At 47.8% G+C, this 12377-nt stretch carries 12 protein-coding genes; 3 read left to right on the plus strand and 9 right to left on the minus strand.

Annotation, left to right across the window (positions count from 1 at the left end):
• Nucleotides 1-167 precede the first annotated feature (167 nt).
• From ypeB to DFQ01_RS08205, 6 genes are all read right to left on the minus strand, one after another.
• The gene (gene ypeB / locus DFQ01_RS08185; RefSeq protein ID WP_110043413.1) at nt 168-1532 is read right to left on the minus strand and encodes a germination protein YpeB; all 1365 of its coding nucleotides are present in this window, start codon (nt 1530-1532) and stop codon (nt 168-170) included.
• 103 nt (nt 1533-1635) lie between these two features.
• Entirely contained in the window at nt 1636-1794 is a 159-nt protein-coding gene (locus DFQ01_RS31030) for a hypothetical protein (protein WP_174812648.1), read from the minus strand.
• 54 nt (nt 1795-1848) lie between these two features.
• A complete protein-coding gene (gene prsW / locus DFQ01_RS08190; RefSeq protein WP_110043414.1) occupies nt 1849-2541 on the minus strand; it encodes a glutamic-type intramembrane protease PrsW in 693 nt (230 codons plus the stop codon).
• A gap of 34 nt (nt 2542-2575) precedes the next feature.
• A complete protein-coding gene (locus tag DFQ01_RS08195; protein ID WP_110043415.1) occupies nt 2576-3826 on the minus strand; it encodes a Glu/Leu/Phe/Val family dehydrogenase in 1251 nt (416 codons plus the stop codon).
• 302 nt (nt 3827-4128) lie between these two features.
• Nucleotides 4129-4743, minus strand: a complete 615-nt coding sequence (locus tag DFQ01_RS08200) for a genetic competence negative regulator (protein WP_110043416.1) — start codon at nt 4741-4743, stop codon at nt 4129-4131.
• A gap of 200 nt (nt 4744-4943) precedes the next feature.
• Entirely contained in the window at nt 4944-5318 is a 375-nt protein-coding gene (locus tag DFQ01_RS08205) for a hypothetical protein (protein WP_146216844.1), read from the minus strand.
• 198 nt (nt 5319-5516) lie between these two features.
• Here DFQ01_RS08205 and DFQ01_RS08210 point away from each other — a divergent pair, with 198 nt between their 5' ends.
• The gene (locus DFQ01_RS08210) at nt 5517-6479 is read left to right on the plus strand and encodes a polysaccharide deacetylase family protein (RefSeq protein ID WP_174812747.1); all 963 of its coding nucleotides are present in this window, start codon (nt 5517-5519) and stop codon (nt 6477-6479) included.
• Nucleotides 6480-6746: 267 nt separating this feature from the next.
• Here DFQ01_RS08210 and DFQ01_RS08220 read toward each other — a convergent pair whose 3' ends face one another.
• Nucleotides 6747-7346 (minus strand): CPBP family intramembrane glutamic endopeptidase, encoded by a 600-nt coding sequence (locus tag DFQ01_RS08220; RefSeq protein ID WP_110043420.1) that lies wholly within the window; start codon nt 7344-7346, stop codon nt 6747-6749.
• Between the two features lie 204 nt (nt 7347-7550).
• Between DFQ01_RS08220 and DFQ01_RS08225 the strand changes: the two genes are divergently transcribed.
• The gene (locus DFQ01_RS08225; RefSeq protein ID WP_146216845.1) at nt 7551-8414 is read left to right on the plus strand and encodes a hypothetical protein; all 864 of its coding nucleotides are present in this window, start codon (nt 7551-7553) and stop codon (nt 8412-8414) included.
• Between the two features lie 18 nt (nt 8415-8432).
• On the opposite strand, the gene DFQ01_RS08230 is transcribed toward DFQ01_RS08225, so the two are convergent.
• Nucleotides 8433-8759: a rhodanese-like domain-containing protein gene (locus DFQ01_RS08230; protein ID WP_110043422.1), complete on the minus strand. Its 327-nt coding sequence runs from the start codon at nt 8757-8759 to the stop codon at nt 8433-8435.
• A 389-nt stretch (nt 8760-9148) separates the two neighbouring features.
• Between DFQ01_RS08230 and serA the strand changes: the two genes are divergently transcribed.
• Entirely contained in the window at nt 9149-10738 is a 1590-nt protein-coding gene (gene serA / locus DFQ01_RS08240) for a phosphoglycerate dehydrogenase (RefSeq protein WP_110043424.1), read from the plus strand.
• 163 nt (nt 10739-10901) lie between these two features.
• Here serA and DFQ01_RS08245 read toward each other — a convergent pair whose 3' ends face one another.
• Nucleotides 10902-12377 carry an ATP-binding protein gene (locus DFQ01_RS08245; RefSeq protein WP_110043573.1) on the minus strand — a complete coding sequence of 492 codons (1476 nt, stop codon included), beginning with the start codon at nt 12375-12377 and terminating at the stop codon, nt 10902-10904.

Here is a 12377-nt window from a genome sequence, read left to right on the forward strand (position 1 = left end):
CAAGAAGTGTATTCGACTTCGAATCTTGGATGAAGCAGAGACTTCCGGTTCTCACGTAGCACTTCACTACGCTCCGATCCTCATTCCCCGCTTGATCCAATCTTCTTGGTGCTGAAAACCGAACTTTTGAACATGTATTGGTAGAGGCCGTTCAAAAAGCGTTCCTTTTATTTTAGCTCCGGCATTTCTTCTATTGATTCTTCCACGCCGGTCTCAGCATTAATATAGATTTTGTAACCCTCTTTGTTGATCATTCCCGTAAATTCGTAACACAGCGTCTCTTCATTCATCTCATTGAGAATCAACGCCAAGGATTGGGAACGAACTTTCATATCTGGATTAAGCGCCTTACGTGCCGCATCCTTCGTTATTTTCGCCTTAGGCAGCTTGCGTGCATGATGCTCGTATACGTAATCCGATGCCTGCAGGGCAACGACTTCGCCATTATCCAGCGCCACTTTGACCGTAATTTTCTCTGGATAAATAAGCACACCGTCCTGTACAGCTACAAAGGTGAACACACCTTCGTTGCCTACTTCGTCATAGCTTGCAGGCTTCATTCCTTTATAGCCGCGCTTGTTCAGGAATTCGTCTGCTTTTTGACGCGCCTGCTTCAGATCGATCGTCTTATTTGCTATATCACGCGGGTTCATGTACCAGATAAGAAGGCCGCCTTTTTGCGTAAAATCGAGCTCGATTTTGTCGCCGTTCGCCTTCTTGCCCTTTCCCGTGCTTTCGCCCCCACCAACCGTTGCAGAAAACGAAGCATACTCTGTGCCTTGTCCATTTTCTACGACACGGATATCCGCGCTAGAATCAAGCCCAAGGAAATCAGCAGCCTTCTTCTTAATCTCTTCCGGTGTGACGAGATTGCCACCGAGCATCTTGACCGTCCGTTTCTGATACATGCTCGCTACCGACGGACCCCAGTTCAGCTCTGGATATTCGCCGACCTTCTTATCAACGGTTTTGAATCCATCGATGATTGTATTGTCGTTCACCGACTTCTCCGAAGCGAGCGCTACCTCTACATCCATCCAACGCAAATGGTTCGACAGCACTTTTTCCTGCATCGACTGCAGATTATTCGAAATTTCGTCCGAGCGTTGATACAACGCCTTCAGCGTCTTGAACTCATCATCGGTCAATGGGTTCTTCGACAAATCACGAACAGCCGTCTTATAAGCAAAGTTAGAGATGCGAGACAAGAACTCCTCTGTCGTATTGAACGGCAGCAGCGTTAGTGGAAGCTGGTTTACTTCGTTCTGCGCCTGACTTGTGAGCCGCCATACGTTAATCAGACCTTTGCGATGATACGCCTGCGACTTCGCATTAACAGCCAATGTATTGCCGAGCTGCTTATGTACCTGCTGGACATGGTAGCTCAAATCGTGAAAAGCACGCTGATACTGGTTCTCTGCTTTTATGAGAATCGAGTTTTTCTCCTGGTGCTCTTGGTATCCCCAATAGATCGAACCGAGGCACAACAGGGTAACGAGCGGGAACATAATCGCACTCAATCGTTTATACATGACAAAAGCTCCTTTCTAGTCCCAAACCTGACGTTAGTTTGGATTACCGAAAGAAGCTTTATTCACCGAACGTGCCTACAATTGCCACGAATGTTATAGAAGGTTAAACCGGATGCTCTTCAATATCGAAATCGTACATGTTGTTGCATATACACTGTTTGAAGCCTGTGTCGATTCGTTCCTTCTCCCGCTTGCCGCGAAGCACAAATTTCTCCCCGCAAACATTGCAGCGAATTCGAACTTTAACTCGTTCACCTATCATGCTACGATCGTCCCTCCTGAAATTCCATTACGGAATCCAGTATGAACGGGAAAATTACAATTTAACCTCATCTTCTCGCGGCAGGAAGCGAAATGGTGACCGATTGGACGCGCGCTGCATATTTTTGAGTGCCCATATCCACATGGCAGCCATCAACGGCGGAATAATCCAGATCCAGCCGCGATCGAATGACATCAGCACCCAATCGTATAAGCCGTGGAACAAAATAGGCAGCAGCAAGGAGAGCGTCATGTAGCGCGAAGATCTTGTAGATGATGCGAACTTCGCTTTGCCCATGTAATAGCCCATCGTAATACCGAACAACGCATGTCCTGATACAGGGAGCAGTGCACGGAATAACAAGCTGCCAAAATCCGATGGCTGCGTCAGCGCGTACAGCACGTTCTCAAACGTCGCGAAGCCTAATGAGATGGATGCCGCATATACAATGCCGTCATATGGCTCATCAAACTCCGTGTGGTTGTAGATGATGTGATACAACACAAACCACTTCAGACTCTCCTCAACAGCGCCTGCGAGTCCAAATGCATGAAGCACTGGACTGTCGCCAAGCCATAGCTCAAGGCCGCGCTGGATAATCATAATCGGGAGCAGAAGCAGAACGCCGATTAGAAACATTCGTACAACCATATGAATCGGTTCCGCTTCATATTTATCCTTCAAGTATAAATAAGTGAGAAGGAAAACGCCTGGCGCTATTGATGCTGTTAGTACTGAAAACAGCATGTTCTCTTCTCACCCCTTCTTACCGTCATTTGTATTAGATCCAGCCGCGCAGTCGTGTTGCTTCTGCCGTCTTGCGTACGCCGGCCATATAAGCTGCTAAGCGCATATCGATTTTGCGTGTTTGGTGGATTTCATACACTTGGTGAAAGCCCTTGCGCATCATCGCTTCGAGCTTCTGATCGACCTCTTCTTCAGACCAATAGTAGCCTTGATTATTTTGTACCCACTCAAAGTAGGATACAATCACTCCGCCACCACTTGCAAGTACATCCGGAACAAGGAGGATGCCTCGTTCTGTTAAGATACGGGTCGCTTCCAGCGTCGTAGGACCATTAGCCGCTTCAACAATAACGCTCGCCTTAATATGGGGTGCGTTTTGTTCCGTAATTTGATTCTCGATTGCCGCAGGAACAAGCACATCACAATCAAGCTCCAGCAGCTGTTCGTTCGTTATCGTCTGCTTGAACAAGTTCGTTACTCCGCCGAATGAATCTCGTTTATCGAGCAGGTCAGGAATATCGAGTCCATTCTCATTATACAATGCTCCGTGCACATCGGAAATACCAATTACGACTGCACCAGCATCATACATGAATTTGGAAAGATAACTTCCGGCATTTCCGAAGCCTTGTACAACGACTCGTGCACCTGCTAATGGAATCCCCTTCATCCGCAGCGCCTCTGAAATCATGATTGCAACGCCACGGGCTGTCGCTGTCTCGCGTCCACGTGAACCGCCAAGCACAAGCGGCTTGCCTGTAATGAAGCCAGGCGAATCGAATTCACGAATGCGGCTGTATTCATCCAGCATCCAAGCCATGACCTGAGCATTCGTCATGACATCCGGTGCCGGAATATCTTTATTCGGTCCGACAATTTGGCTAATCGCTCTTACATAGCCGCGACTCAACAGTTCCAGCTCACGCATCGACATTTTGCGTGGATCACAAATAACACCGCCTTTGCCCCCACCATACGGAAGATCGGCAATTCCACATTTGAGCGTCATCCAGATCGAAAGCGCTTTAACTTCAATTTCATTTACATCAGGGTGAAAACGTACGCCGCCCTTGGTTGGTCCTACTGCATCATTATGCTGCGCACGGTAGCCGGTAAAAACCTTTGTCGTTCCGTCATCCATTCGGACAGGAATACGAACCGTTAGTATGCGCATCGGTTCTCTCAGCAGCTCAACCATGCTATCACTATACCCAAGTCTGCGCAGCGCCTGCTCAATGACAATTTGCGTGGACTCCAATACATTAGTTGCATCCGGTGACGTCATCTATGAAATCCCCCTTTATTTTTTGCGAGAGCCCCTGAGAACGGGACATTCACGAATGAGAAAGGATAGGTCAACCATCATTGTATCCACGTTAGTATCGTCGTCCCTTACTTTGCATATGCAGGTTACCTTGGAAAAATGGGTATCATGCTAACAGAAATAAAAAAACCTCTATCGAGGCCTTCTCAGCATGAGCGACCTACGAATAGAGGTGGTTTTGTAAGATACACGTTCATATACTGCAAGAAAAAGCATCCGCGCGCACATATGACTGGCGCAGGATGCTCTTTATCTGATTCCGCTTAGTAGGAGAAATATTGACATAACTGGCGAACAGCTCCCTCGTCCATGATAACTTTGCCATACTCTTCAAGTACAGCCTCCGTCACCGAGGTCGCTTCACCGAATTCGGCGAGAAGCGCAATGAGTGCATTATGTCTAGACGGATCAATACTAGACGGATCGATTGCCATAATATACTTACCGTTGTAAGAGAACAATCTGCCGTCATCCGTTAGTTCCGACTGACTCAGCTGCTTTGCAACAGCAATAACGTCTTCGAAATCACGGAAAGCGTACATCACCATATCGCTCTGCTCTAGCGTTACTTCCATCTCGTACACATCTTCATCCGATTCATCGTCCTCATGGATCGAATCGTCGGCGTGTACATTCAACTTGCCGCGTGTGACGATCACTACCATACCTTGCGCGGGAAGTGCGAACACCTCTACAGCAAGTGGACCACTGGCCTCAAACCCGAGTTCCGAATGAGCTTGATCCATCATTTCGCTGAACAGCTCATTCACTTTCGGAATTTCCCGCCACATGTCCTCCTTCTGAATTCCTCGCTCCAGTAGGTCGTCGAACGTCAGAAATATGCGTATTTTGTCTTGGCTCAGCCGTTCGATTTTCATGACAGGATCCTCCTATGCAGCATCTGTTATAACAAGGTATGAGAACGTCAATGATGTGTGATTCCCTCATGCCATATTCCTATGTTACCATGTCCGCCCTATGAATGCACTATTGCACACAAAAAAGGATCAGCCCTTTTCGTCAATGTATTGACGTTAGACTGATCCTATGTTTGGTTGATCTATTTATTTTCTTCAATTTAATGTGTAGTTGAGCTGCTGCCCATATTGATTGCACTGCTTCCATTACTGTCGCTTGAAGCCGATCTCATAATGGCCTCGGTCTCCCGCTTCACCTCAGGGTCACTCTCAATGAGCGCGCCGATTTGCTGCCATGCGGCGGCGGAGTTGCCGGCGGAAGCGGCTGACCGCTTTGGGGTAACATCAGCTGCCTCCTTGGTCCATGAGCGGAATTTGCGCTGCACGACTCGTCCGATCAACTTGTTCTTCGCCGATGACATCATCTCGCCCGTAGCATCAACAGCCCATGCAGCCATTCCTGGACGTTTGCGGGAAGCATATAAGGCTGCGGCCATACCGAGCAAGCCGCCGATAATAAATCCACTCATTCTCACCCTAGAATCGACTCCTTCTATTCAATATCCATCACTAAGACGTTCCGTCCTTAGTTTGCACTTCACCCTCATCGATACCCCCGTGAAATACAGGAAAAAACGCATACGATTGGCTTAGTAAAATATGATACAATGAAGGGCAACGAATTACAGCTCATTCAACACTCATCAGACGGAGGTCCGAACCCCATGAAACGCATGCTGAAAGCATCTGTTCCGCTCACGCTTGCTCTTGCTCTCGCTGCCTGCGGAGCAGCTGGCAAGAACAACTCAGAGACGGATTCACCACCAGCCGCCGTACAGCCGTCAGACGCAACCGACAAGCAGTCGGAAGCGACCGTTCCTGACACAACTGCTGCAGCACCGGACTCCACTGGAAGCACGACTACAACGACACCACCAGCTGCAGAGACGACTGATCCTGCACCACCTGAGGATACGAAGCCTGTGCAAGCAGAGCAAACGAAGCTGTATAAAATGAGCAAAGTATACCGATTCGTTCCCATCGACAAAACAACCACAACGGATAAGGTTGTGCTTCTAACGTTTGACGATGGTCCGAAAGACGAGAAGCAGGTCACAGAGATGCTCGATATTCTCGATAAACATAAAGCCAAAGCGATCTTCTTCGTAAACGGGTATCGTGTGAAGGTGCATCCTGAGCTCGTCAAGCTCATTCACGATCGCGGACAAACGGTGGGCAACCATTCGTGGGATCATATTGATTTGAAGAAAGAAAGCAAGGAGTCGATTGAGAAGCAAATCGGAGATGTCAGCAAACAAGTTGAGGATATTATCGGGGAAGCGCCAAAATTTTTCCGTCCCCCCTTCGGTTCTGGCAACGACAATGTCCGTACCTACGTCAAGGATAACGGCATGCTGTACATGACTTGGTCGAACGGCTCCTTGGATTGGGATACGAAAAATAAAAACAAGCCGGACGCAGTCATTGCCAACGTGCTAGAGCAGCTGCACCCTGGCGCGAACATTCTCATGCACGAGCTTCCTTGGACCATCGAGGCACTTGATGAACTGCTAACGAAGCTGGAAGCTAAAGGATATGGCTTCATTGATCCGGCTACTATTGAAACAGATCCCGATGCTGCAGCAACGACAACTGCCGCTAAGGACGGAGCCGCAACTGCATCAACAGTGAAATAAAGCTATATAATAAAAAAAGACCTAGCCCAAATGGCTAGGACGGTGAGTTCGACTGCTTGCCAAACCAGAACAATGTAACGATGAGAATCATCAAAATAAAAATAAGAGCATTATAAAATATTTGAGCGGTCTGCTGCTTATTAGACGGATGTTGCTTTCGTCTAGGCGGCAGGCCGTTTTCGTCTTCCTCTATGTGAGTCTCCTCGTTAGGCTCTTGCTGCCTCAAGTTGGCTCGAGCTCGCCTCGAACCGTATTTTTCCATCCTGCTCATGCCTCATCGTACCTCCGAAAGCGAATAATGAGCCCCATAACTGTGTCGACTAGAAAATGTGTAAGAATCGGTGCCCATAATGTCCCGCTCTGGATGTAAATCCAACCCAGACCATAGCTAATTGAGAAAACGAGTCCTGTTGGGATCCAATGACGTAAATAGCGAACATGTATCGCTGCGAAAATAATACTTACCCAGTAGGGACCAAACGTTTGCTGCATCGCGCCTCTGAAAAGCATCTCCTCACAAATTGCAACGACAAGAGATATCAATACAATATGCCATACCGGACGCTTCCTAAACAAGCGCTCATTTATGCCGCCATCATCGTTCGCCTGTTCAGGAACAAACCTGCTAATCAGTACGTCTACCGCGATGACAACTGCTGTCAAACCGACTCCATACATCCAGAAATTTGATTGCGCCGGAAATTCTAATAAACGAAATGGGTTGCGATGCTGAAATAATAACCACACAATACCGATAATAAGAGTAAGTAATTGCGTAGCATACAAGTTTATTAACAAAACTTTGTCATCGATTTGGTCCACAGACACCTGGCGAAGCTTAATTTTTTTGATGTCAATTTTTTTCATAACTAACCGCCTGTTCTGTAAACGTTGTATTCCCTTTTTTCCTTTAATCGCCTATACTAATACCACATTCGCTTTCTTTCATCAAAATTCGATTAATTAATACATAAATTTTACATAAATTATACCATACTGTGAAGGGGATTTATCCGAATGAATAAAAGCTTGTCCCGTTCTGAAATGCTTATTAGCCTAGGATTTCTTTTCATGTTGATATGCGCTGTAGGTGCTTTCTTCTTCGGCGTAGAAGTGGGTAAGAATCGAACGACAACGCAACTGGAAGCCAGTAAAGAGTCCACAGACAAGAAAACCGTCTCCGGTACACTGCAGCAGCAGGATCTCGTTTCGTATTATCACACTGTATTTATGCCATTCCGAGAATTTCAAAACGAGTGGATCAACGTAGTCGAGAACGCGAATACAAAGCAAACGACCGATCTTCCAACTGAATTGAAACGACTTGCTTCTATGTCACAAAAAACATTCAATCAAATCTCTGCTGTCAGCATGCCGATTTCTACACCGCTTGAGCAATCTCAACAGCAGCTGCTGAAAAGCATCGCTTCGTTCCAAACCGTGTCCAAGCGACTGTCGACCAGCAAAGACGCTCAATCTGTTGCACAAGTGCTCACAGCGATGCATAAGGATGCCGATTATAAAGCAGCAGTCGCTAAGTCTCTGCAAGGTCAGCAATCTTATTACAGTGCTATGGTTCAATGGGCAAGGACGATCAATCCTGATATCCCGCAAGCCAAAGGTTTGCCAGATACGATGAACGTATCATACTGGAACTCGCTTCCTCTAATCGTAAAAAACAAACTGAGTGCTGACCTGATCGCAGCTAGCGGTTCAGTTGTGAACTACTACCCGCAGGACCTGACTAGCCGTATTGATGAATTCATTAGCTCTGGACAAGCAAAGAAGCTAAAATATGATCTTGTTGGTCCAATTACGGAACTGTTGATCGATACTCGTGCGGTTCGCAGCGGTGACTTCAAGAGCAGCATGGTTAGCCAATATTCCAAGCAGCTGCTGCCGCAGCTGCCATTCTTCCTTACAGATGAAGCTTAGCGTCGAATTGGATCGATGTCAGTCGTATTGAAATCCTTTAAGTTCAGCAACGGCTGCGATGCCTCCTACTATATTGTGGAGCGTGTCGTAGCCGTTTTCTTGCATATAACGGCATACAGCCACACTACGAACACCGTGTGCGCATAATATGTACCATGGCTCTGATTTCGCTAAAGAAGCAAGCTGATCCGGAAAGATGCTCATCGGAATGTGCGTTGTTCCATCGAGCCGGTAATAGTCCCACTCATGATGCTCCCGAACATCGATGATTTGATCAGGCTTGAGCGAACCGTCGGCAAGCAGCTTCAGAAGCGCATGGGCGTCTATATTTTCCCATTGGTTCACAGCGTTTCCCCTCCCTATGACATTGAATGAATCATATCGGAAAATTCACAGATCGGCAAGTTTCGGCATTGCATTCCACTTGTCAACTGCTCTAAAATAGTAAATGTCAATTACGAAAATGACGAATGCACAACTGATTTTGATTTGGACATGCTTCCGTCCCGCTGCTGCATTATCGTATCGGGTTATGTTTTTTACCGCATAAGAATGAATATGTTTTCGTTTCAGGAAACATGGATCAACTATTCTTCTTGTCGGAAAAACTACCTTTGTTCGAATCCACCCATTCGCCATCACTGATTTTTAGTCGAATGACTCCTTACATGGAGTTTTTCCTACATATTTATCGCAACACCATTCTTTACAATCAGACAGGAGGCAATTTCCACATGTTTAAAGTGTTAGTATCGGATCCAATCAGTGACCTCGGCATTCAGAAGCTTGTAGATGCCGCAGACGTAGCGGTAGACAAAAAACCAGGTTTGAGCGAAGATGAGCTCGTTGCTATCATTGGCGAATACGATGCCCTTCTCGTTCGCAGCCAAACGCGTGTAACTCCGCGTATCATGGAAGCAGGCAAGAAATTGAAGGTTGTCGGCCGCGCAGGCGTTGGCGTTGACAACATCGATCTGGAAGCAGCTACACAACGCGGTATTATCGTTATCAATGCACCCGACGGTAACACGATTACGACTTGTGAGCACACGTTCGCAATGATGATGGCTGTAGCACGTCACATTCCACAAGCTTACCTGAAAACGGTTGGCGGCGTATGGGATCGCAAATCGTTCCTCGGCGTTGAGCTTCGCAACAAAGTGCTGGGCGTTATGGGCATGGGCCGTATCGGCAGCGAAGTTGCAAAACGCGCGAAAGCATTCGGCATGGAAATTCTCGGATATGACCCGTTCCTGACGGAAGAGCGCGCTGAGAAAATGGGCATTAAGCTTGCATCGGTAGACGATATCATCCGCAACGCTGACTTCATGACGGTTCACACGCCGCTGACGCCAGAAACGCGCCACATGATCTCGCGCAAGCAATTCGAAGTCATGAAGCCTGGCATGCGTATCGTAAACTGCGCACGCGGTGGCATCATCGATGAGCTAGCTCTCGTTGAAGCAATCGATCAAGGTATCGTTGCAGGCGCAGCGTTCGACGTATTCGAAGTTGAGCCACCGGCAGAAGATCACCCATTCCTGACAAACCCTAAAATCATCGTAACGCCTCACCTTGGCGCTTCGACGGTCGAAGCACAAGAGAACGTTGCAATCGACGTTTCGGAACAAGTACTCCACATTCTGCGCGACGAGCCGTTCATCAACGCGGTGAACATGCCTCCAATCCCTGCGAACGTTCGCAGCGTACTACAGCCTTACTTCCCGCTCGGCGAGAAGCTCGGCAGCTTCATTGCGCAGTTGACGGCTGGCGCAGTAAAAGAGATTGTCATAAGCTATGCAGGCGATCTGGCTGATGTTGATACGCAGCCGCTTAATCGTTACGTCGTTCGCGGTGTGCTTGCTCACCACCTCGGCACAGACCAAGTCAACGTTGTTAACTCGATGCACCTGGCGAAAGAGCGCAGCGTAAATGTTGTAGTCAACAAATCGAGTGTTGCGAAAGACTTCACGAACCTCGTGACGGTAACCCTTCGCACAGAGGAAGCTGAGCGTAAAGTATCTGGAGCACTGATGACAGGCTACGGTCCACGTATCGTTCAAATTGACAGTTATCCTGTTGACGTCGCACCAGAAGGAAATCTCCTTCTCGTGTCGCATACGGATAAGCCAGGCATTATCGGCAGCGTCGGTACAAAGCTCGGCAACAACGATGTCAACATTGCAACGATGCAAGTTGGTCGCAAACTTGCCGGCGGCGACGCACTCATGGTGCTCACAGTCGACAAGCAAGTACCAGCATCGGTCATCGATGATATTGTAACACTGCCAGAACTGCACAAGGCGAAAGTAATCAGCCTGTAATAGAATAAATCGAAAAATCGCCAGAAACGTAATGTTTCTGGCGATTTTTTTGTCGATTGTATGAGTACGAGCCGCTCAATTTACAGAAAATTAACCTTTAATAACGGTATTTGTTCCACGTTGAACAAGATTAACTCCTATCTTCCAACAAAAAAAGCGCTCATTAAGATGAGCGCTTTGACAACTGATGATTTAAATCGACAGGCAGCAGAATAGTAAATGTCGTTCCCTTGCCGATCAAGCTGTCCACCTGTATTCGACCATGATGGCCTTCTACGATGTTTTTGACAATTGCAAGTCCTAAACCAGTACCGCCCGATGAGCCCCGTTTACGCGACTTGTCGGCCTTATAGAATCGTTCGAATATGTACGGCAGATCATCGGAAGGGATCCCCTCCCCTTCATCCGCGATTCGAAGGACAACATACGCCGGATCCGTCTGTCCCGGATCAGGTACTCCCCAATCTCCTGACAGCGATATCGTTGCTCCGCTTGGCGTGTGACGCATTGCGTTATCCAGAAGGTTCGTCAGTACCTGCTCCAGGCGATCCTCGTCAGCAGCCTCTACATTAAGAGGAGGAGACTCCGGCAACTCGCACGAGAGACGAATGTCTCGATCCTTCGCATAGGCTGCAAACTTACGATGAACACGTCTGACCAGCGAATCAATATCACATGGCATAAGCTTAAGCTCGTTATGCCCTGCTTCCATTCGTGCCAGATCAAGCAAGTCCTTCACAAGCCGCCCCATCCTCACCGATTCATCATGAATAACTTGGACCAGCTCATCCCGTTCTTCTGGTGAATCTGCGAAGCCATCGAGCAGCGCTTCACTGTAGCCCTGAAGCATTGACAGCGGTGTTCGGATCTCATGAGAGACGTTAGCTACGAAATCACGCCGCAGCTTCTCGAGTTTGAATTCTTCGGTTACATCCCGCACCACCGCGACCGCACCACGAACGGAATCATTTGATTTGAGCGGCGCCATGACGACCGACCAGACACCGCTGAGAAAGTGAATCTTATCGCTCGTGTCCACACCTTCAGTGATGACGTGGCCAAATAATTCAAACAGCGGCTTCGGCACACCTGGACGGGAGATGTTCTCCTCATCCTCCGCCCAATCGAGCGAATTCCAATGTGCCATCAGCTTGTCGCCTGGCGGATTGGACATCGTCACATTCCCTTCCGCATCGAAGGTCATGACAGCGTCAGACATACTACGAAGAATACTCGCAAGGTGATTCTTCTCGAGGCTTAAATCCTTAATGAGCGAATCGAGATCATTAGCCATGCGGTTGAACGCATGAGCCAGATCACCAATCTCGTCCGTCGAACGTATCGGAACACGCGTCTCATAATCGCCACCTGAAATCGATGCAGCCGCCTTCTTCATCTCGATAAGCGGCTGCGTGATTTTGGACGATAGGAAGAAAGCAAAGAACGTCGATAACATAAACCCGATTATCCCCGTTACAATAAACAACACTTTAACCTGATGAGAAGTCGTGTCCTGGAAGTTGATATCGATATATTGAAGAAGGAACATGCCGAGGATGAGCAGAACGACTGCAACGAGTACGATAATGGTCATCCATAGCTTGCCGACTACACTTCGCAAAAGCCATCCTAACTTCAT

Source organism: Paenibacillus cellulosilyticus (assembly GCF_003182255.1).
In the GTDB taxonomy this organism is placed as follows: Bacteria; Bacillota; Bacilli; order Paenibacillales; family Paenibacillaceae; genus Paenibacillus_T; species Paenibacillus_T cellulosilyticus.

Excerpts from the sequence above, each read along its gene's own strand:
- serA (WP_110043424.1), top strand. The coding sequence starts at position 9,149 with ATGTTTAAAGTGTTAGTATCGGATCCAATCAGTGACCTCGGCATTCAG.
- DFQ01_RS08225 (WP_146216845.1), top strand. The coding sequence starts at position 7,551 with ATGTTGATATGCGCTGTAGGTGCTTTCTTCTTCGGCGTAGAAGTGGGT.
- ypeB (WP_110043413.1), bottom strand. The coding sequence starts at position 1,532 with ATGTATAAACGATTGAGTGCGATTATGTTCCCGCTCGTTACCCTGTTG.
- DFQ01_RS08245 (WP_110043573.1), bottom strand. The coding sequence starts at position 12,377 with ATGAAGTTAGGATGGCTTTTGCGAAGTGTAGTCGGCAAGCTATGGATG.
- DFQ01_RS08195 (WP_110043415.1), bottom strand. The coding sequence starts at position 3,826 with ATGACGTCACCGGATGCAACTAATGTATTGGAGTCCACGCAAATTGTC.
- DFQ01_RS08210 (WP_174812747.1), top strand. The coding sequence starts at position 5,517 with ATGCTGAAAGCATCTGTTCCGCTCACGCTTGCTCTTGCTCTCGCTGCC.
- DFQ01_RS31030 (WP_174812648.1), bottom strand. The coding sequence starts at position 1,794 with ATGATAGGTGAACGAGTTAAAGTTCGAATTCGCTGCAATGTTTGCGGG.
- DFQ01_RS08220 (WP_110043420.1), bottom strand. The coding sequence starts at position 7,346 with ATGAAAAAAATTGACATCAAAAAAATTAAGCTTCGCCAGGTGTCTGTG.
- DFQ01_RS08200 (WP_110043416.1), bottom strand. The coding sequence starts at position 4,743 with ATGAAAATCGAACGGCTGAGCCAAGACAAAATACGCATATTTCTGACG.
- prsW (WP_110043414.1), bottom strand. The coding sequence starts at position 2,541 with ATGCTGTTTTCAGTACTAACAGCATCAATAGCGCCAGGCGTTTTCCTT.